Raw genomic sequence first — 20,938 nt, 5'->3', positions numbered from 1 at the left:
CCCGGCCTCTGTGCCGGGTTTTTATTCCAGGTGATAGAGCGGCGACAGCACCACGGCCAGATGTTTGAACACATTAAACACCGCCGTGGTTTTAGCGGTCGGCAATTCATCCGCATCAAGAAAGAGCGGTCCGCGAAACACCAGAACATTCCCCTGCTGAATCACCTCTTCCGCCTGCATACCCGCTAAATAATCATCATGCTCTTTGATCAGCGCATTGGCCTTTTCCAGCAATGCCTGGCGTGAAATAGCCTGCGTCGTTTGCTGCATTTGTCGCTCCTTTTTTGACAGCCTCTTAATCCTTTCTATATTACTTGCGTGTTATGCGCGGTGACAAATCGGCGTAACGGGCTAAAAACTGGCGTTACTCTGACCTGAGTGCTAATTAGGTTGCGTAACAGATTTTATCAGGTAGAGTGTGGGCGATTCCGATTTCAGGGATTTTGCAGCGGGATGTGGGAGGATTTCAGATGGAAAAAGCGCTCTTTATCATGCAGTTGCATAAGGCCCTATCATCTGAACTGAGATTGACCCCTTCGCCTTGAAATGTTAAACAGGCGCAGCAATATTGAACCCGATGGGTTTTTGGGCATCCAATCCTCTCCCGTTAAGCAGGATGTTTTCATTAGGTAAAGGTAAATATGGGTAAAGCACTCGTTATTGTTGAGTCCCCGGCAAAGGCTAAAACAATCAATAAATACCTCGGCAGTGACTACGTGGTTAAATCCAGCGTCGGTCATATCCGGGATCTGCCGACCAGTGGTTCAACCGTCAAGAAAAGTGCTGACGCCTCGACAGATAAGAAAGTTAAAAAAGTTAAAAAAGATGAGAAAGCCGCACTCGTCAGCCGCATGGGTGTTGACCCTTATCACGGCTGGGAAGCGGATTATCAGATTCTGCCTGGCAAAGAGAAGGTGGTGGCCGAACTCAAGGCGCTGGCCGCCAGTGCAGATCACATCTATCTCGCGACTGACCTTGACCGCGAAGGGGAAGCCATTGCCTGGCACCTGCGGGAAGTGATCGGCGGTGACGACTCGCGCTTCAGCCGCGTGGTGTTTAACGAAATTACCAAAAATGCGATTCGCCAGGCGTTTGAGAAGCCGGGCGAACTGAATATTGATCGGGTTAATGCTCAGCAGGCGCGCCGTTTTATGGATCGCGTGGTGGGCTATATGGTGTCACCGCTGCTGTGGAAAAAGATTGCCCGTGGTCTCTCCGCCGGGCGGGTGCAGTCTGTTGCCGTTCGCCTGGTGGTGGAACGTGAGCGTGAGATCAAAGCCTTCGTCCCGGAAGAGTACTGGGAAGTCAATGCGGCGCTGACCACGCCAAAGGGCGACGATCTCTCAATGGACGTCACGCACCGGGGTGATAGCGTTTTCCGTCCGGTTAACCGTGACGAGACCTACGCGGCCGTGGCGCTGCTGGAAAAAGCACGCTATGAAATCATCGATCGTGAAGACAAGCCGACCAGCAGTAAACCTGGCGCACCTTATATCACCTCAACGCTACAGCAGGCGGCCAGTACCCGGCTCGGCTTTGGCGTGAAGAAAACCATGATGATGGCCCAGCGACTCTACGAAGCGGGACACATTACCTATATGCGTACCGACTCAACTAACCTGAGTCAGGATGCGGTCGCCATGGCGCGGGGCTATATCGAGAGCCATTTCGGTAAAAAATATCTGCCGGAAAGCGCCATTACCTACGCCAGCAAAGAGAACTCGCAGGAAGCGCACGAAGCGATTCGTCCTTCCGATGTGGAAGTGGTGGCGGAACAGCTGAAAGATATGGAAGCGGATGCGCAGAAGCTCTATCAGCTGATCTGGCGTCAGTTTGTCGCCTGTCAGATGACGCCGGCGAAGTATGACTCCAGCACCATCACCGCCGCGGCGGGTGAGTTCAGACTGAAAGCCAAAGGCCGGATTTTGCGTTTCGACGGCTGGACCAAAGTCATGCCTGCGCTGCGTAAAAATGATGAAGATCGTACGCTGCCTGCGGTCAGCGTGGGGGATGTGCTGGATCTGCAACAGCTGCTGCCAGGTCAGCACTTTACCAAGCCACCGGCTCGCTTCAGCGAAGCCTCGCTGGTGCGTGAACTGGAGAAGCGCGGCATTGGTCGTCCCTCTACCTACGCGGCCATTACCTCGACCATCCAGGATCGCGGCTATGTGCGGGTGGAAAACCGCCGTTTCTATGCGGAAAAAATGGGTGAAATCGTCACCGATCGTCTGGAAGAGAACTTCCGCGAACTGATGAATTACGATTTCACCGCCCATATGGAAAGCAGCCTCGACCAGGTCGCCAACAACCAGGCGCAGTGGAAAGCGGTCCTCGACCACTTCTTCAGCGACTTTACCCAACAGCTGGAGCGGGCAGAGAAAGATCCTGAAGAGGGCGGCATGCAGCCCAACCAGATGGTTCTGACCTCGATTGAGTGCCCGACCTGTAGCCGTCAGATGGGTATCCGTACCGCCAGCACCGGCGTCTTCCTCGGCTGCTCCGGTTACGCGCTGCCGCCTAAGGAGCGCTGCAAGCAGACCATCAACCTGATCCCGGAAAATGAAGTTCTGAATATTCTGGAAGGGGATGATGCTGAAACCAACGCCCTGCGCGCCCGTCGTCGCTGCCAGAAATGTGGCACGGCAATGGACAGCTACCTGATCGATAACGAACGTAAATTGCACGTCTGCGGGAATAACCCGGAGTGTGATGGTTATGAGATTGAGAAGGGTGAATTCCGCATCAAGGGTTATGACGGCCCGGTAGTGGAGTGTGAGAAGTGCGGTTCGGAAATGCACCTGAAGATGGGACGCTTTGGCAAGTACATGGCCTGTACCAACGAAGAGTGCAAAAACACCCGGAAGATCCTGCGCAGCGGTGAAGTGGCACCGCCTAAAGAGGATCCGGTGCCGCTGCCGGAACTGGCGTGCGAGAAGTCTGACGCTTACTTTGTGTTGCGTGATGGCGCGGCAGGGGTATTCCTGGCGGCCAACACCTTCCCGAAATCCCGCGAAACCCGTGCGCCGCTAGTGGAAGAGCTTCAGCGCTTCAGCGATCGTCTGCCGGAGAAGCTGAAGTATCTGGCTGAAGCGCCGGCTGTCGACCCGGAAGGCAACAAAACAATGGTGCGGTTCAGCCGCAAAACCAAACAGCAGTATGTCTCCTCGGAAAAAGAGGGGAAAGCGACCGGCTGGTCAGCCTTCTATATAGAAGGAAAATGGCAGGAAGCGAAAAAGTAATCCTCACAGGCCAGCGCTCGCTGGCCTTTTTCTGAGCCTTATATCAATCCGTTCTACTCTCACCCCTTAACTGATATAGTTGTTATAGCATTTCCGACCTTTCCTGATGCATGGCCTCTCTTTACCCTTGCGACAATACGTTTTCCGGGGATGCGACTCTGTAACTTACCGGGATGGAACAGATATGAAATTACAGCAGTTGCGCTATATCGTCGAAGTGGTGAACCACAATCTCAATGTCTCTTCGACGGCAGAAGGACTTTATACCTCTCAGCCCGGCATCAGTAAGCAGGTGCGCATGCTGGAAGATGAACTGGGGGTGCAAATCTTTGCCCGCAGCGGAAAGCATCTCACCCAGGTGACGCCAGCCGGTGAAGAGATTATCCGTATCGCGCGTGAAGTTCTCTCCAAAGTCGATGCGATTAAATCGGTGGCGGGCGAACACACCTGGCCGGACAAAGGTTCGCTCTATGTGGCCACCACCCACACTCAGGCGCGTTATGCGCTGCCGGGGGTGATTAAAGGCTTTATTGAGCGCTACCCACGCGTCTCGCTGCATATGCATCAGGGGTCGCCTACCCAGATTGCGGAAGCGGTCTCAAAGGGCAATGCCGATTTTGCTATTGCTACCGAAGCGCTGCATCTCTATGACGATTTGATCATGCTGCCGTGCTACCACTGGAACCGGGCGATTGTGGTCACCTCGGACCATCCGCTGGCGGGTAAAGGGCAGGTGACTATTGAGGAGCTGGCTGAGTATCCGCTGGTGACCTACACCTTTGGTTTCACCGGGCGCTCGGAACTCGATACCGCCTTTAACCGGGCAGGACTCACGCCACGCATTGTGTTTACCGCCACCGACGCCGACGTGATTAAGACCTATGTCCGCTTAGGGCTGGGAGTCGGGGTAATTGCCAGCATGGCGGTCGATCCCATCGCCGACCCTGACCTGATTCGCATTGAGGCGGCCGACATCTTTACCAACAGCACCACGAAGATCGGGTTCCGCCGCAGCACCTTCCTGCGCAGCTATATGTATGATTTCATCCAGCGTTTTGCACCACACCTGACGCGCGATGTGGTCGACACCGCGGTCGCCCTGCGCTCCAACGAAGACATTGAGGCGATGTTTAAGGATATTAAACTGCCGTTTAAGTAAGGTTTACCGCCAGGTCTTACGCTTAGGGCTGCCAGAGGGCAGCCTTTTTTGTTTCCAGGGTTTAGCGCCAAATGAGACTTAAAAGTTTTCATGATTTTTTTGTAAATGAAACATTGATCACATGTTTTTTGATTGGTCTTTCTTAAATGCGAAACACAACACATTTTTAACCTTGCCGCTTTGCGGGTCGCCAGGAATATTCCCATACTCCAGTTAACAGCTTGAGTATGAAGCCGATACAGATTGGTCTCCTTAATTAATACTCAAGTTTTAAATGGATCTGATTTGGAATTAACTCAAATTTTTTAGGGGTTCAGTTAATTAAAAGTTCGTTTGGTGGTTAATGATTTCTTACGTTATTTCATTGTATTGATTAATAGCGTTAATCGTTTTACTCAATAAAAATAACTGGATTTTTGGCCTTAAGGCGTTTAGGATTCGTCCTAAATCTTAATCGTTGTTATCAATCATTTTGTTGAGAGTGATTATCAAAAACTATGAATACACGACTGACTGTCCAACCGGGTTTCCCGGTAAAAAGCACCAAAGCTGAACGTACGGGTAACACCCGCCGTAAAGCCTGGTTAACCGTATTCGCTGCCTCTGCGCTGTTCTGGGTGGTTGTTGCGTTAATGATCTGGCGCATCTGGGGCTAAAGCCATGTGGGTAAATACACTCAGCCATAAGCGCGCTGCGACTTCGTGTCAGCGCAAGCCGGTTTCCTGCAAAGCGAAAGAGTCGCTTGCAAAGGAAGAGAAAGTGTCTATCCCGGATTCCTGGGAGCTGAGTGATAATCAGCGACATTTTATCGAGTCGTTTCTTGACCCTAAAAGTAAATAACCCTGTCAGACCCATTTTTTTATTAACTGTTTGTCTTACCGGTATTTCCGGCGGGCCTGCTAAAAGCCCACTTCCACATCCTGTCTTACTATGGGTGTCATCGCGTCCCGATGACCTGAGAACTTTTACGCCAGCTTGCGGCGAAGGAGTAGACCAATGAATATGATTAAAATGTCCTGGCTTAGTGCGTATGCCTTCTCCTTTGCGTTCTGGTCTGCTGCGGTGTGGATCGCGCTCTGATTTGAATTAACTCTTCTCTTTCCGATGCCTCGTGATCTCACGGGGCATTTTCGTTTACGGCGATTGTAGCAATTTGTGTTGTAATCAAAACGTTAACGAATTTGTGGTCTATCTTTAACATAAACCTTTATTACACTAAGGTTTAACGACCACGAATCAAAGGAGGAGCTATGTCGTCTACCCTACGCGAGCAGAGTCAGGACATACTACAGGTCGACACGAAAAAATATCACATCTTCAGTCTTCCCCACGCTGCTCAACATCTCGGTAACATCGATCGTCTGCCTAAATCCCTGAAAGTGCTGCTGGAAAACCTGTTGCGCTGGCAGGATGGCGACTCCGTCACGCTGGAAGATATTCAGGCGCTGGTGGACTGGCAAAAAGATGCGCATGCCGATCGTGAAATCGCTTACCGGCCCGCGCGCGTCTTAATGCAGGATTTTACCGGCGTGCCAGCGGTGGTTGATCTCGCGGCGATGCGCGAAGCCGTAAACCGGCTGGGTGGCGACGTGGCGAAAGTGAACCCGTTGTCGTCAGTCGATCTGGTGATTGACCACTCGGTCACGGTTGACCACTTTGGCGATGATGACGCCTTTGAAGAGAACGTCCGGCTGGAGATGGAGCGTAACCATGAACGCTACGTTTTCCTGCGCTGGGGCCAGAAAGCCTTTGATAAATTCCGGGTGGTGCCACCGGGCACCGGGATCTGCCATCAGGTAAACCTGGAATATCTCGGTAAGGCGATCTGGCATGAGACCCTGGATGGCGAAGAATATGCCTGGCCCGATACGCTGGTCGGCACCGATTCGCATACCACCATGATCAATGCGCTTGGCGTATTAGGGTGGGGCGTGGGTGGCATTGAGGCGGAAGCGGCAATGCTGGGCCAGCCGGTCTCAATGCTGATCCCGGATGTGGTTGGCTTTGAACTCACCGGTAAGTTACGACCGGGCATTACCGCCACCGATCTGGTGCTCACCGTGACGCAGATGCTGCGTAAGCATGGCGTGGTCGGCAAATTTGTCGAGTTTTACGGTGACGGCCTGGCGGACCTGCCGCTGGCAGACCGCGCGACCATCGCTAACATGGCACCGGAATATGGCGCGACCTGCGGCTTCTTCCCGGTGGATGATGTCACACTGAGTTACATGACGCTGACCGGCCGCGACGCGGATCAGGTGGCGCTGGTGGAAGCCTATGCCAAAGCGCAGGGCCTGTGGCGTAACCCCGGCGATAAGCCGCGCTTTACCAGCTCTCTGTCGCTGGATATGAATGATGTCGAGTCGAGCCTGGCCGGACCTAAACGTCCGCAGGATCGGGTGTCGCTCGGCGACGTGCCCGCAGCCTTTGACGCCAGCAATGAGCTGGAGGTCAACCACGCGCAGAAACCGCATAAAAGCGTCGAATACACCGACAGCGACACCGGCCTGACTCATACGCTCACCGATGGCGCGGTGGTGATCAGTGCGATCACCTCCTGTACCAACACCTCCAATCCCAGCGTGCTGATGGCCGCCGGTCTGCTGGCGAAAAAAGCGGTCGAGCGCGGCCTGAAACGTCAGCCGTGGGTCAAAGCTTCGCTGGCACCCGGCTCGAAAGTCGTTTCCGATTACCTGGCGGTGGCGCAGCTGACCTCTTATCTCGACAAGCTGGGCTTTAATCTGGTGGGCTACGGCTGCACCACCTGTATTGGTAACTCCGGTCCGCTTAAGGATGAGATTGAGTCAGCCATCAAAGAGGGCGACATTACGGTGGGGGCGGTGCTGTCAGGCAACCGCAACTTCGAAGGGCGTATTCATCCGCTGATTAAAACCAACTGGCTGGCCTCGCCACCGCTGGTGGTCGCCTATGCGCTGGCGGGAAATATGAAAATTAACCTGCAAACTGAGCCGCTGGGCCACGATCGCCAGGGTCAGCCGGTTTATTTAAAAGATATCTGGCCTTCACCCGAAGAGATCGCCACCGCGGTACAGCAGGTTACCAGCGACATGTTCCACAAAGAGTACGCCGAAGTGTTCGACGGCACACCAGAGTGGCAGCAGATTAAAGTGAGCGAAGCGGCCACCTATGAGTGGGATGAGGGATCGACCTACATTCGGCTGTCGCCTTTCTTCGATGACATGGAGAAAGAGCCGAAGCCGGTGCAGGATATTCGTGGCGCGCGGGTGCTGGCGATACTGGGCGATTCGGTCACCACGGACCACATCTCTCCGGCGGGCAGCATCAAGGCGGAAAGTCCGGCCGGGCGCTATCTGCTGGCTCATGGGGTTGAGCGTAACGACTTTAACTCCTACGGTTCACGTCGCGGCAACCATGAAGTGATGATGCGTGGCACCTTCGCCAATATCCGTATCCGTAACGAAATGGTGCCCGGCACCGAGGGCGGCTACACCCGGCACTATCCCAGCGGCGAGCAGCTGGCGATTTATGACGCGGCGATGAAGTATCAGGCGGAAGGGGTGCCGCTGGCGGTGATTGCCGGTAAAGAGTATGGCTCGGGTTCCAGCCGTGACTGGGCGGCAAAAGGCCCGCGACTACAGGGCGTCAGAGTGGTGATTGCCGAATCGTTTGAACGTATTCACCGCTCCAATCTGATCGGCATGGGTATTCTGCCGCTGGAGTTCCCGCAGGGCGTCACCCGCAAAAGCCTGGCGCTGACCGGGGAAGAGCGGATCGATGTGGAAGATCTTCAGTCGCTGAAGCCGGGGTGCAGCGTGAAGGTGACGCTGACCCGCGCCGACGGCAGCAAGGAGGAGCTGGATGCCCGCTGTCGTATTGATACCGGTAATGAGCTGACCTATTACCGCAACGACGGCATTCTGCACTATGTCATCCGCAACATGCTGGACTGACAAAAAAGCCGGGGAGACCCGGCTTTTCTTTTATGACTTCGGCAGCAGATGCCCCATCTTTTCCGCTTTGGTATCGAGATAGTGGGCATTCTTCGGATTGCGTCCCACCACCAGCGGCACCCGTTCAACAATGTTGATCCCGGCTTCACTGAGGATCTCCACCTTGCGGGGATTGTTGGTCAGCAGTCGTACCTCATTCACCCCCAGCAGTTTGAACATATCGGCACACAGCGTAAAGTCGCGCTCATCGGCGGCAAAACCGAGCTGATGGTTCGCTTCTACCGTGTCATACCCTTTATCCTGCAACGCATAGGCGCGGATCTTATTCAGCAGCCCGATGTTACGGCCCTCCTGACGATGGTAGAGCAGCACGCCGCGACCCTCTTCGGCGATGGCGTTCAGGGCGGCTTCCAGCTGAAAGCCACAGTCGCAACGCAGACTGAACAGCGCATCGCCGGTCAGGCACTCGGAGTGAACGCGCGCCAGTACCGGCTCGCCATCATTAATATCGCCAAAGACCAGCGCAACGTGGTCATGTCCGGTTGCCAATTCTTCGAAACCGACCATCAGGAAATCTCCCCATGGTGTGGGCAGTTTGGCTTCTGCCACCCGTTTAAGCTGCATGTGACTCTCCAGAACCTTCAGAGGATGCACTATCATCATGATAGCGCACAGGCCGTTATGGCCTGACAAACGTGCGATATTGTGCCACAACCCAACGGCGGGCTGGTAATCTGTCATGGCGATTACAGTGATAAAGCACAATTATCTAATCGGTAAGGGTTATGTTATTCTTTTTTAAGCTAAAGTTATGCAATTGTTGTCATTTTTCGCCGATATAAGGGAAGAGGATGTTTAAGATTTCGCGCCGCACCACCTTCGGAATGCTGCTGCTGTTGATCATGCCGGTTGCGGCCTGGCTGACCGGCTGGCGCTGGCAGCCAGGCGAAAGCAACGCCATGCTCAGGGGGCTGTTCTGGCTAACGGAAACCGTCACCGCACCGTGGGGTATTTTAACCAGCGTGCTGCTCAGCGCCTGGATGCTGTGGTGCCTGCGCTTTCGTCTGAAACCGGCGATCGTGCTGCTGCTGATCATGAACGCCACTATTCTCGCCGGTCAGTACACTAAATCCTTTATCAAAGAGCAGGTGCAGGAGCCGCGTCCTTATGTGGTCTGGCTGGAAGAGCATCACGGGCTGGACGATCAAACTTTTTATCAGCTGAAGCGCAAGCAGCGCGGCGAGATGGTGACCTCGCTAATCGCCAATGAGACGCAGATCCCGGGCTGGCTGAAACGTCACTGGGCTTTTGAAACCGGCTTCGCGTTTCCTTCCGGTCACACCATGTTTGCCGCCAGCTGGGCGCTGCTGGCTATCGGCTTACTCTGGCCGCGCCGCCACTATAAAACCGTGGTGGTGATTTTCCTCTGGGCGGCGGGGGTGATGGCCAGCCGTCTGCTGCTTGGCATGCACTGGCCGCGCGATCTGGCGATGGCGACCCTCATCTCCTGGCTGCTGGTGACGGTTGCCACCTGGCTGGCGCAGCGACTCTGTGGACCACTCAGCCTGCCGCCGGCCGAGCAAAAAGAGGTGGCGCAGCGGGACCCCTGATTGTAATTAACCCGCAAGACCCCATATTATTAAGCAGGCCTGCGCAAAAGCGACGCGCCTGATGCTGCTGGGAGCAGCATTTTTGCTGGAGTTTTGGCATAATTCCACCCGATAACCTCACAACAGGATGCACTGTGAAATATTTGCTGATTTTTTTAGTGGTACTGGTCATTTTCATTATTTCCGTCACCTTAGGCGCGCACAACGACCAGGTTATTACCTTCAACTATCTGCTGGCGCAGGGAGAGTTCAGCATCTCGACCTTACTGGCATCGCTGTTTGGCGCAGGCTTTGTGCTGGGCTGGATCATCTGCGGTCTCTTCTGGTTGCGCACCCGCGTCGCCCTGGCGAACGCCAACCGGAAAATCAAACGCATGCAGACGCAGATTGAGCAGAGCACCGCGCTGGCGACACCTTCCGCGCCGCCGGCTGGCCGGGAATAAATCCCGATGCATGAACTGCTGTTTCTGTTACTGCCGGTTGCGGCTGCGTATGGCTGGTATATGGGCCGCCGCAGCGCGCACCAGGATAAGCAACAGGAAGCTAACCGACTCTCCCGTGAATATGTCGCTGGCGTAAACTTCCTGCTCTCCAATCAGCAGGATAAAGCGGTCGACCTCTTCCTGGATATGCTGAAAGAGGACAGCGGCACCGTGGAGGCGCATCTGACGCTGGGTAATCTTTTTCGCTCACGCGGGGAAGTGGATCGCGCCATCCGTATCCACCAGGCATTAATGGAGAGCGCCTCACTGAGCTATGAGCAGCGTCTGCTGGCGGTGCAGCAGTTGGGGCGCGACTATATGGCGGCTGGCCTCTACGACCGCGCGGAAGATATGTTCAAACAGCTCACCGACGAAACCGATTTTCGCATCGGTGCGCTGCAACAGCTGCTGCTGATCCATCAGGCGACCAGCGACTGGCAGCAGGCGATTGAGGTCGCTGAACGGCTGGTGCGGCTTGGCAAGGAGAAGCAGAAGGGGGAGATTGCCCACTTCTATTGTGAGCTGGCATTACAGGCGATGAGCAGTGACGATCTGGATCGCGCCATGAACCTGCTGAAGAAAGGGGAGGCGGCCGATCGGAACAGCGCCCGCGTCTCTATCATGATGGGGCGCATCCTGATGGAGAAAGAGGAGTACGCCAGAGCGGTGGGGCTGCTGCAACGGGTTCTGGATCAGGATAAAGAGCTGGTGAGCGAGACGCTGGCGATGCTGGAAACCTGTTTCCAGCGGCTGAATCAGCCCGATGCCTGGGCCGCGTTTCTGCAACGCTGTGTTGAAGAAAACACCGGCGCAGCCGCGGAACTCTATCTCTCCGATATTCTGGAGCAGCAGCAGGGCACCGAGGCGGCGCAGAACTACATTAACCGTCAGCTGCAACGCCACCCGACGATGCGGGTGTTCCATCGTCTGATGGATTTGAATCTCCAGGAAGCGGAAGATGGCCGGGCCAAAGAGAGTCTGATGGTGCTGCGCGACATGGTTGGCGAGCAGATCCGCACCAAGCCGCGCTACCGCTGTCAGAAGTGTGGCTTCACCGCCCATGCGCTTTACTGGCACTGTCCTTCCTGCCGCACCTGGTCCTCAGTCAAACCGATTCGCGGACTCGACGGCCAGTAGTCGGGCCGCCATCCCTTTTTTTACCCTGTCAATAGTTACAACATACTAAAGAGTGTGACTCACCCTGAATTTAACCCCGCTGCCTGCGTCGTCTGGCAGAGGAACAATGGTGATTGTGATGGGCCAGGGGCGCAGGTAGAATGCTTGCCGTTTGTCTAACGCGCCCGCGGGTGCCCACTAGCAGAGGAAATACCATGCCTTCATCTCACACCGTGACCGCTTCGCCGATTCTGGTGGCGCTGGACTATCATGAGCTCGACAGCGCGTTGCGCTTTGTCGACCAGATCGATCCCCGCAGTTGCCGGCTGAAAGTGGGCAAAGAGATGTTCACGCTGTTTGGCCCCTCGCTGGTCAAAACCCTGCAACAGCGTGGCTTTGAGATATTTCTCGACCTCAAATTCCACGATATCCCCAACACCACTGCTCACGCGGTAGCGGCGGCGGCTGACCTCGGCGTCTGGATGGTTAACGTCCATGCCAGCGGCGGGGCGCGAATGATGAACGCGGCGCGTGAAGCGCTGCTACCCTATGGTAAAGCGGCGCCTCTGCTGATTGCGGTGACGGTACTGACCAGCATGGACGCAGACGATCTGCAAGGACTGGGCATCACGCTGTCACCGGCTGAACAGGCGGAGCGACTGGCGAAGCTGACGCGGGAGTGTGGGCTGGATGGCGTCGTCTGCTCCGCTCAGGAAGCCTCGCGCTTTAAAGCGGTTATCGGCCAGGATTTCGCGCTGGTCACGCCGGGCATTCGTCCGGCAGGCAGCGACGCGGGCGATCAGCGTCGTATCATGACACCTCAGCAGGCGAAACAGGCGGGCGTCGACTATATGGTGATCGGTCGTCCGATTACCCAGGCCGCCGATCCCGCCGCCGCACTACAGGCGATCCTGCACAGTCTGGAGCAACAGTAATGGCGAATGACAATCCACTGGTTTACTCAACGGACAGCGGCCGCATCACACAGCCGGAGCAGAAACCGGCACGGCCAAAAGGGGATGGCATTGTTCGTATCCAGCGCCAGACCAGCGGACGAAAGGGCAAAGGCGTCTGCCTGATCAGCGGCATCGATCTGGATGATGCCGCCCTGACGCAACTTGCGGCGGAGCTGAAAAAGAAGTGTGGCTGCGGCGGCTCGCTGAAAGAGGGCATTATCGAGATTCAGGGCGATAAGCGCGATCTGCTGAAAAGCCTGCTGGAAGCCAAAGGGATGAAGGTCAAACTGGCGGGCGGCTGAATAAAAATCGGGCTACCGAAGTAGCCCGATTGACAGGTAGATGCTTAGCGTAGCCGATTATAGTTTTAATAAGGTCCTTAGTGGACCTGATGACCGATGATACCACCCACAGCGGCGCCGCCGACGGTGCCGAGTGCGCTACCATTGGTCAGAACTGAACCCCCGATCGCGCCCGCGCCCGCACCAATCGCGGTGTTGCGGTCACGTTTGGACCAGTTAGAACATCCGCTCAGTGCAACGGCTAACGTGGTTGCCAGTACTACGGCAGTAATGCGTTTCATTGTTGTTGTCATAAACTTCTCCTTTAATGTGCTCACAGAGGCAACACCTAAGTATAGCTCTGATATTTCCTCAGCCCGCTTGTGATACATCATTGTCGCTTCCGTGACGCCATCGAAATGTGATCACCATGGACAAACCGTTTGTAGCGGGTGAGTCACAATGCAGAACAAACAGGTCCACGCATTGCCTGAGAGGATTTTAAATGTTCTGCGTCCAATCCAAAGATAGATAATTCTGAAATCACGCCACATTTTTGCATTCACAGCCATTCCATCTGCGTTTATAGCCATTTGCTCCATAACTCTTTGCCGCTGAACTCCGCAGAATTTAACAACGATGGTCAGCCGGAGAAAAGGCATGCTGCAACACCTGAAACAGCAGGTTCTGGAAGCAAACCTGGATTTACCCAAATATAACCTGGTAACGTTCACCTGGGGCAACGTCAGCGCAGTGGACCGTGAACGCGGATTACTGGTGATTAAACCCTCCGGCGTCCGCTATGAGGTGATGCGGATTGAAGATATGGTCGTGGTCGATCTGGCGAGTGGTGAGGTGGTGGAGGGTGAGAAACGGCCCTCCTCAGATACCGCGACGCACCGCGCGCTCTATCTTGCCTGGCCGGAGGTGGGCGGCATCGTGCATACCCATTCGCGCCACGCCACTATCTGGGCGCAGGCCGGACGGCCAATCCCGGCCTGGGGCACCACCCATGCGGATGATTTTTATGGTGAGATCCCCTGTACGCGGGTGATGCGCAATGAAGAGATCCAGCAGGAGTATGAGTGGAACACCGGTGAAGTGATTATTGAAACCTTTGCACAGCGGGCGTTATCCCCGTCAGCGATCCCGGCGGTGCTGGTTAACTCGCACGGCCCCTTCGCCTGGGGGAAAGACGCGCACGCGGCGGTGCATAGCGCCGTGGTGCTGGAGGAGGTCGCCTATATGGGGCTGTTCAGCCAGCAGCTGACTCCGCAGCTGCCGCCGATTCAGCAGACGCTGCTTGATCTGCACTATCTGCGAAAACATGGCGAAAACGCCTGGTACGGGCAGAAATAAAAAAGCGGAACGCCACGGCGTTCCGTTTTTTCATTCTCATCTGATACTGGTATGGCGATCCCGCTCAAAATAACAAAACATAAAATTAATAAAAATAAAACAGCGTTTCATTTTATCGGGGCGATCACTGTTTTCCTTCTCCTGAGTCACTAATTTGCCTGCATCGCCTTCGGGCACTTCCCGCTCCATCCTCTGGCATAGCAAAGGTGACATCCAAATGCATATCAAACGTGCAATCGACAAGATCCCTGGCGGCATGATGCTCATTCCGCTGTTTATCGGCGCGCTCTGTCATACGCTTTCCCCTGGCGCAGGAAAATATTTTGGCTCTTTCACCAACGGCTTAATGACGGGGACCGTACCGATTCTGGCGGTGTGGTTTTTCTGTATGGGGGCTTCAATTAAGCTCAGCGCCACCGGCAAGGTGCTGCGCAAATCGGGCACCCTGGTGCTGACCAAAATTGCGGTAGCCTGGATCGTGGCGGCGATCGCCTCGCGGGTGATGCCTGAAAATGGCATCGAAGTGGGGATGTTTGCCGGGTTATCAACGCTGGCGCTGGTGGCGGCAATGGATATGACCAACGGCGGGCTCTACGCCTCGATCATGCAGCAATATGGCACTAAAGAGGAGGCGGGCGCGTTTGTGCTGATGTCGCTGGAGTCCGGGCCATTAATGACCATGGTGATTCTCGGCACCGCCGGTATAGCGTCATTTGAGCCGCAGGTCTTTGTCGGTGCGGTGCTGCCGTTTATCGCAGGCTTTGCATTAGGGAATCTTGATCCTGAACTGCGGGAGTTCTTCGGCAAAGCGGTGCAGACGCTGATCCCTTTCTTCGCTTTCGCGCTGGGCAATACCATCAATCTGGGGGTGATTGCTGAAACCGGCCTGCTGGGCATTATGCTGGGCGTCTCGGTGATCATCATCACCGGCATTCCGTTAATCGTGGCGGACCGGCTGATTGGCGGCGGTGATGGCACGGCGGGCGTGGCGGCATCCAGTACGGCGGGGGCAGCCGTCGCGACGCCGGTGCTGATTGCCGAGATCGTGCCGCAGTTTAAAGCGATGGCACCGGCCGCCACGGCGCTGGTGGCTACCTCGGTAATTGTCACCTCGGTGCTGGTGCCGATTATTACTGCGATCTATTCGAAACGTGTTAAGCGACTGCATGTTGCGGTCGGACAGCGTGCCGCTATTAAGTAACCCACCTAATCAATCCCCGGCGCGCCAGTCGGGGATCACTCTGGATTTTGTGTTGTAAATCAATCTCTCATTTGGTCTGGCCTCACTCTGCATTACGCTGATGTGGCGTATTTAACGCATCAAATATAAACAGAGGATGAGACAATGACAGTAATTAACCAAGCCACTTGCAGATTATTTACCGAAGTCGGTAACACCACGCAGTTAGTCGCCTATTACGAAGAGGGGCGGCGCACCATGTGGATGATGTTACGAGCGCAGCCGCGTCCCAGCTTCAACCATGAGCTGATTGAGGAGATCATGAACCTGAGCTATGCCGCGCAGCGTTCCGGCCTGCCTATCGACTTCTGGGTCACCGGTTCGCTGGTGCCGCAGATGTTTAACGCCGGGGGCGATTTGCGCTTCTTCGTCGAGTGCATTCGCAACAACCGGCGTGAGGCGCTGCGGGCCTATGCCCGTGCCTGTGTCGACTGCATCCATTCGGCAGCACGCGGTTTTGACACCGGGGCGGTGACGCTGGCGATGATTGAAGGCAGCGCGTTAGGCGGCGGATTCGAAGCGGCGCTGGCACACCACTTCATTCTGGCGCAGAACAACGCGCGCATGGGCTTCCCGGAAATTGCCTTTAACCTGTTTCCCGGCATGGGCGGTTACTCACTGGTGGCGCGGCGCTCCGGCATGAAACTGGCGGAAGAGCTGATCTGTGAAGGTGAATCCCACAGTGCGGAGTGGTACGAAACGCGCGGTCTGGTGGACAAAGTCTTCCAGCCGGGCGACAGCTATCGCGCGACCCGCACCTTTATCGATACCTTACGGCCAAAGCTCAACGGGGTGCGGGCGATGCTGAAAGCGCGTCAGCGCGTACTGCAACTGTCACGCGCCGAACTGATGGATATAACCGAGGATTGGGTCGACTATGCCTTTAGCATCGAACCCAAGGACATTGCCTACATGGAACGTCTGGTCCAGTTACAAAACCGCCACAGCGCATCACTGCGTAAAGCGGGTTAATAGCCACGAGCGTTAAACGCGGGCAGGATGCTTAGCCAGCCAATGCCCAAATTGCTCCGCGGGCATTGGTTTTGCGTAGTAATAACCCTGACGCCCATCCACACCACTGTTGAGGATAAATTTCTCCTCATCCACGGTTTCAATACCTTCGGCAATTACCAGCAAGTCGAGCGCCTTGGCGACGGCGACGATAGCGCGTACCAGCGATTGTGAAACGGGCTGTTTGTTAATATCGCGGATAAAGCTCTGGTCGAGCTTAATCGCGTTGATGGGAACCCTGGCCAGCTGAGAAAGAGAGGAGTAGCCGGTGCCAAAGTCATCCAGATGGACCTGCGCACCCAGCTCCTGAAACTGCTTCATCAGCTTCAGCGCTTCGGTTTCATTCTCAATCAGACAGCTTTCGGTCAGCTCGATGTCGATCGGGCAGTCAGTCAGCGCGGCTTCGGCCAGCGCCTGTTTCAAATCGCTGTAGATGCTTTGATCGATCAGCTGACGCGCCGACACGTTAACGGCGACCCGCAAGAAGATTCCCTGCTGCCGCCAGGCGATAATCTGCTTCAGCACGTTGAGCATCACCCAGCGCCCCAGCGGCACGATCAAACCCGACTCTTCGGCGTAGGGAATAAAGTCGCCGGGAGAGACCAGCCCGCGCTCCGGCGAATTCCAGCGCACCAGCGCCTCGGCACTGCGTACCTCGCCATCTTTGTCGACTTTGGGCTGATAGTGCACGGTCAGGTGGTCCAGTTCCAGCGCCTTACGCAGGTTGGTATCGAGCCAGAGATATTCAAACACCCGCTGGTTCATTTCGGCGGCAAAGACGCAGAACTTGCCACGGCCATTCTCTTTGGCGTGGTACATCGCCGTGTCGGCGTTGCGGATCAGGCTCTCCCGATCCTCACCGTGCAGTGGGGCGAGGGCAATCCCGATCGAGCAGCCGCTGTAGACTTCGATCAGCCCGATGCGGAATGGCTGGCGCAGACGTTCCAGAATGCGTGAGGACATCGCCTCCAGCGCCGCCTGGCTGGTCTGCTCCGCCAGCACCACAAATTCATCGCCGCCCAGCCGACCCAGCGTCTGGTCTTTACCGAGGCAACTGAGGATCGCCAGCGACACCGCCTGTAACAGCTGATCGCCAAACATATGGCCGTAGGCGTCGTTCACTTTTTTAAAATTGTCGAGATCGAGATAGACCACACCGGTCTGACTGCCCGCCGCCTGCTCAAGGGCCAGGCTGATCTGTTGATGAATGGCGTTGCGGTTGGGCAAACCGGTCACCGTATCGGTGTTAGCCAGCACGCGCAGACGTTCCTGGGCGCGGCGCTCCTCGGTTATGTCCGTGCCTGAACAGATGAGGAAAATTTCATTTTTCCCGCTGCCGCTGTGAACGAACTTATTACGAAACAGAAAGAGTCGCTGACCTTTTTTGGTTTTGACCCAGCGCTCCACTTCATAGGAGTTGCCGTCACGGAAAAAGCCGGCGATGTTACGCCGCGACTGGGAGGCTTCCTGCTTCGTCATAAACAGCTGAAAGACGTTCCGGCCGATCACCTCATGCTCATTCAGGCCGGTGTATTCTTCACTCAGGCGGTTAAAACGCTGAATATTGCCGCGCTGGTCGAGGATCACGATCACCGAATTGGCTTCGGAAACCACCTGTTCGGCGAATGAAAGGCCGAGGGTCAGGTCACGGGCTACGGCTGAAGTGTCGCCCCAGGCGGAGGCGGTGCCAGCCCAGGAGATCTGATTCACTTTACGGCCAACAAAATGCATCGGCACAGGGACGCCCTGCAAAGGCAGGGTCAGATTAATGCTTGAGGTGATGACCGGCATCGCCCTGATCATGGCTGCCTGACCTGGGGTAAGCGGAAGGGCAATATTGGTCTGGGACGACTCATCTTCGGCAAAATGCAGCGCATCGCTGTCCGCGGTCAGACGCCAATGAGGGCTGGTTGTACCAAACAAGGTATACAACAACGTTTGCCCTTGTTCATCGGTCATGGAAACTTCCTCCGGGAAGTGCTCTGCAGGCGTTATCTCATTATTTTAGCAACAGTATTCATCATCTGACGCCAGCACAAGGTGCAAACCAAATATATTTTCCCATCCAGATAAGAATGGCACAAAAAAGCCCAGCCGAAGCGGGGCGTCAGGCGGCGGTCAGCAGGGACATTTGCCCAGTTTTCCCGCCTGACTGGGGAAGCGGGCATCCAGACAGTAGCGATGGAAATCACGCTCATTCATCGGCGGCTGGTCAGGATGGTGCAGCCGCATATGCTGTAAATATTTTTGATAATCCTGCACCCCGACCATTAAGCGAAAACACTGTTGCAGACCGCGCCACAACCCGCGCCAGCTGAAGGTGTGATCGACCGGGGCCTGCACAAGGTGGCAGCGCAGGATCGACCACGGCCCCTGCGGACGCTGGACCTGATGAATGGCGTCAGACATGACGCACCTCCTTGTTACGCAGCGCTACCGTCGATTCATGGGTGGTCGGAACCGTGCTGCGCAGCGCGCGGCGAATGACGAAGAACGCGGCAATCAGCATCGTCACCGCCACCAGCATAAAGAAGCCGCACAGTGCCGCGTTGATTTGATTACTGAACACGATGGTCTGCATATCCGCCACGCTTTTGGCCGGAGCGATGATCACCCCTTCATCCAGCCCTTTGCGGAACTTGTTGGCCTGCGCCAGGAAACCGATGGCGGGTTTCTCATGGAAAATCTTCTGCCAGCCCGCGGTCATTGAGGTGATAAACAGCCAGATGGTAGGCAGAATCGTCACCCAGGCGTAGCGCTGTTTTTTCATCTTAAACAGCACCACGGTACCGAGGATTAACGCCATCGACGCCAGCATCTGGTTGCCGATACCAAACAGCGGCCACAGGGTATTGATCCCGCCGAGCGGATCGACCACGCCCTGATAGACAAAGAATCCCCAGCCCGCGACCGCGACGGTAGTTCCCGCCATGTTACCCAGCCACGAGCGGTTGTTGGCCATTGAGGGCACAACCGTGCCGACCAGATCCTGCACCATAAAGCGGCAGGCGCGGGTCCCGGCGTCCACCGCCGTCAGGATGAACAGCGCTTCAAACAGAATGGCGAAGTGATACCAGAAGGCCATCATCGCCCGGCTGTTAAAGATGTCGCTGATGATGTGGGCCATACCCACCGCAAAAGTCGGTGCACCGCCAGCGCGGGACAGAATCGAGCCTTCACCTACGTCGCGGGCGATGCCGCTCAGCATTTCAGGCGTCACCACAAAGCCCCAGCCGTTAATCGCCTGGGAAGCGCTCTCTACGGTGGTGCCGATCAGCGCCGCCGGGGAGTTCATGGCAAAGTAGACGCCCGGATCGAGCACCGAGGCACAAATCAGCGCCATGATCGCCACAAACGACTCCATCAGCATCGCGCCATAGCCAATAAAGCGGATATGACTTTCGCGCTCGACTAGTTTGGGGGTAGTGCCGCTGGAAACCAGCGCATGAAAGCCGGAAATCGCGCCACAGGCGATGGTGATAAACAGGAACGGGAACATCGCCCCGGCGAAGACCGGACCGGTGCCGTCGATAAATTTAGTCACCGCAGGCATCTTCATTTCCGGCATGGCGAAGACGATGCCCACCGCCAGACCGACGATGACGCCGATTTTAAGAAAGGTGGAGAGGTAGTCACGCGGGGCCAGCAGCAGCCAGACCGGCAGCACCGAGGCGATAAAGCCATAGATCACCAGCACCCAGGTCAGCGAGGTGCCTTTCAGGGTGAAGAAGGGGCCCCAGTAGGGATGCTGCGCCACGTCACCGCCATAGATGATCGCCGCCATCATCAGCACAAAGCCGATCAGCGAAACTTCTGCGATCTTACCGGGCCGGATATAGCGCATATAGATGCCCATAAACAGCGCAATCGGAATAGTGGCGGCGATGGTAAACAGCCCCCACGGACTATTGGCCAGCGCTTTAACCACCACTAACGCCAGCGCGGAGAGAATGATGATCATCACCCCCAGCGCCCCCAGCATGGTCACCACACCGGCAAACGCGCCCAGCTCCTGTCGGGCCATTTCACCCAGCGAACGGCCATCGCGGCGGGTCGAGATAAACAGGATCAGGAAATCCTGTACCGCACCCGCCAGCATCACGCCGACCAGAATCCAGATGGTGCCGGGCAGAAAGCCCATCTGCGCCGCCAGAATCGGCCCGACCAGCGGACCCGCCCCGGCGATAGCGGCAAAGTGGTGGCCAAACAGCACCCATTTGTTGGTCGGGACATAATCGAGCCCGTCACTCAGCCGCTCAGCGGGCGTCATCCGGCGATCGTCAAGTTCAAAGATATTGCGGGCGATAAACAGGCTGTAAAAACGATAAGCGATGCTGTAGCAGGCGACAGCGGCGATCACCAGCCAGACGGCGTTAACGTGCTCGCCGCGGCTGAGGGCCAGCATGGCGAAAGCGCCCGCGCCGATTAACGCCACTACTAACCAGATTGCGCTGGTTTTGACGTTCTTCATGACTAACTCCTTGTAGGGACCGAGAGGAAAGCGATCGAAAACAACGAGTTAAAGTTAATGTAATGGAATGTAAGTGAAAGTT

At 55.8% G+C, this 20,938-nt stretch carries 18 protein-coding genes; 12 read left to right on the top strand and 6 right to left on the bottom strand.

What is annotated here, in order from left to right; translation table 11 throughout:
* Positions 1 to 21: 21 nt before the first annotated feature.
* Positions 22 to 270, bottom strand: coding sequence for a DUF2498 family protein (locus ACCW71_RS06415; RefSeq protein WP_436370282.1), 249 nt, complete (start codon positions 268 to 270; stop codon positions 22 to 24).
* Positions 271 to 641: 371 nt separating this feature from the next.
* Here ACCW71_RS06415 and topA point away from each other — a divergent pair, with 371 nt between their 5' ends.
* From topA to acnA, 4 genes are all read left to right on the top strand, one after another.
* On the top strand, positions 642 to 3,239 hold the full coding sequence (gene topA / locus ACCW71_RS06410; RefSeq protein WP_436370281.1) for a type I DNA topoisomerase: 2,598 nt from the start codon (positions 642 to 644) through the stop codon (positions 3,237 to 3,239).
* A gap of 184 nt (positions 3,240 to 3,423) precedes the next feature.
* Positions 3,424 to 4,398, top strand: coding sequence for an HTH-type transcriptional regulator CysB (gene cysB, locus ACCW71_RS06405; protein ID WP_436370280.1), 975 nt, complete (start codon positions 3,424 to 3,426; stop codon positions 4,396 to 4,398).
* 497 nt (positions 4,399 to 4,895) lie between these two features.
* A complete protein-coding gene (locus ACCW71_RS06400; protein WP_436370279.1) occupies positions 4,896 to 5,054 on the top strand; it encodes a YmiA family putative membrane protein in 159 nt (52 codons plus the stop codon).
* A 594-nt stretch (positions 5,055 to 5,648) separates the two neighbouring features.
* Positions 5,649 to 8,330, top strand: coding sequence for an aconitate hydratase AcnA (gene acnA, locus ACCW71_RS06395; protein ID WP_436370278.1), 2,682 nt, complete (start codon positions 5,649 to 5,651; stop codon positions 8,328 to 8,330).
* Positions 8,331 to 8,360: 30 nt separating this feature from the next.
* Here acnA and ribA read toward each other — a convergent pair whose 3' ends face one another.
* Positions 8,361 to 8,954, bottom strand: a complete 594-nt coding sequence (gene ribA / locus ACCW71_RS06390; protein WP_436370277.1) for a GTP cyclohydrolase II — start codon at positions 8,952 to 8,954, stop codon at positions 8,361 to 8,363.
* A 227-nt stretch (positions 8,955 to 9,181) separates the two neighbouring features.
* Between ribA and pgpB the strand changes: the two genes are divergently transcribed.
* The 5 genes from pgpB (at position 9,182) to yciH (ending at position 12,796) form a co-directional block, all read left to right on the top strand.
* Positions 9,182 to 9,940: a phosphatidylglycerophosphatase B gene (gene pgpB / locus ACCW71_RS06385; RefSeq protein ID WP_436370275.1), complete on the top strand. Its 759-nt coding sequence runs from the start codon at positions 9,182 to 9,184 to the stop codon at positions 9,938 to 9,940.
* 134 nt (positions 9,941 to 10,074) lie between these two features.
* Positions 10,075 to 10,383: a LapA family protein gene (locus ACCW71_RS06380; RefSeq protein ID WP_436370274.1), complete on the top strand. Its 309-nt coding sequence runs from the start codon at positions 10,075 to 10,077 to the stop codon at positions 10,381 to 10,383.
* A 6-nt stretch (positions 10,384 to 10,389) separates the two neighbouring features.
* Positions 10,390 to 11,559: a lipopolysaccharide assembly protein LapB gene (lapB, locus tag ACCW71_RS06375; protein WP_436370273.1), complete on the top strand. Its 1,170-nt coding sequence runs from the start codon at positions 10,390 to 10,392 to the stop codon at positions 11,557 to 11,559.
* A 194-nt stretch (positions 11,560 to 11,753) separates the two neighbouring features.
* Complete coding sequence (gene pyrF / locus ACCW71_RS06370; RefSeq protein ID WP_436370272.1) at positions 11,754 to 12,473, top strand: orotidine-5'-phosphate decarboxylase; 720 nt, start codon at positions 11,754 to 11,756, stop codon at positions 12,471 to 12,473.
* Entirely contained in the window at positions 12,473 to 12,796 is a 324-nt protein-coding gene (yciH, locus tag ACCW71_RS06365) for a stress response translation initiation inhibitor YciH (protein WP_436370271.1), read from the top strand. Before pyrF ends, yciH begins: the two co-directional genes overlap by 1 nt.
* 77 nt (positions 12,797 to 12,873) lie before the next feature.
* On the opposite strand, the gene osmB is transcribed toward yciH, so the two are convergent.
* On the bottom strand, positions 12,874 to 13,089 hold the full coding sequence (osmB, locus tag ACCW71_RS06360; RefSeq protein ID WP_003853848.1) for an osmotically-inducible lipoprotein OsmB: 216 nt from the start codon (positions 13,087 to 13,089) through the stop codon (positions 12,874 to 12,876).
* A gap of 346 nt (positions 13,090 to 13,435) precedes the next feature.
* Between osmB and araD the strand changes: the two genes are divergently transcribed.
* The 3 genes from araD (at position 13,436) to ACCW71_RS06345 (ending at position 16,346) form a co-directional block, all read left to right on the top strand.
* The gene (gene araD / locus ACCW71_RS06355; protein WP_436370270.1) at positions 13,436 to 14,134 is read left to right on the top strand and encodes an L-ribulose-5-phosphate 4-epimerase; all 699 of its coding nucleotides are present in this window, start codon (positions 13,436 to 13,438) and stop codon (positions 14,132 to 14,134) included.
* Between the two features lie 217 nt (positions 14,135 to 14,351).
* A complete protein-coding gene (gene kdgT, locus ACCW71_RS06350; RefSeq protein WP_436370269.1) occupies positions 14,352 to 15,335 on the top strand; it encodes a 2-keto-3-deoxygluconate transporter in 984 nt (327 codons plus the stop codon).
* A gap of 144 nt (positions 15,336 to 15,479) precedes the next feature.
* A complete protein-coding gene (locus ACCW71_RS06345) occupies positions 15,480 to 16,346 on the top strand; it encodes a crotonase/enoyl-CoA hydratase family protein (protein WP_436370268.1) in 867 nt (288 codons plus the stop codon).
* A 12-nt stretch (positions 16,347 to 16,358) separates the two neighbouring features.
* Here the strand turns inward: ACCW71_RS06345 and pdeR are convergent, their stop codons facing one another.
* The 3 genes from pdeR to ACCW71_RS06330 all read right to left on the bottom strand — a co-directional run bounded on the left by pdeR (position 16,359) and on the right by ACCW71_RS06330 (position 20,856).
* A complete protein-coding gene (gene pdeR / locus ACCW71_RS06340; RefSeq protein ID WP_436370266.1) occupies positions 16,359 to 18,344 on the bottom strand; it encodes a cyclic di-GMP phosphodiesterase in 1,986 nt (661 codons plus the stop codon).
* Positions 18,345 to 18,503: 159 nt separating this feature from the next.
* Entirely contained in the window at positions 18,504 to 18,794 is a 291-nt protein-coding gene (locus ACCW71_RS06335; RefSeq protein ID WP_436370265.1) for a YbdD/YjiX family protein, read from the bottom strand.
* A complete protein-coding gene (locus ACCW71_RS06330) occupies positions 18,787 to 20,856 on the bottom strand; it encodes a carbon starvation CstA family protein (protein ID WP_436370263.1) in 2,070 nt (689 codons plus the stop codon). Before ACCW71_RS06330 ends, ACCW71_RS06335 begins: the two co-directional genes overlap by 8 nt.
* Positions 20,857 to 20,938 lie beyond the last annotated feature (82 nt).

This window comes from Pantoea sp. C2G6 (assembly GCF_051336815.1).
GTDB lineage: Bacteria > Pseudomonadota > Gammaproteobacteria > Enterobacterales > Enterobacteriaceae > Pantoea.
The sequence above is the reverse complement of the archived record's forward strand: the minus strand, read 5'-3'. Positions and strand labels throughout refer to the sequence as shown.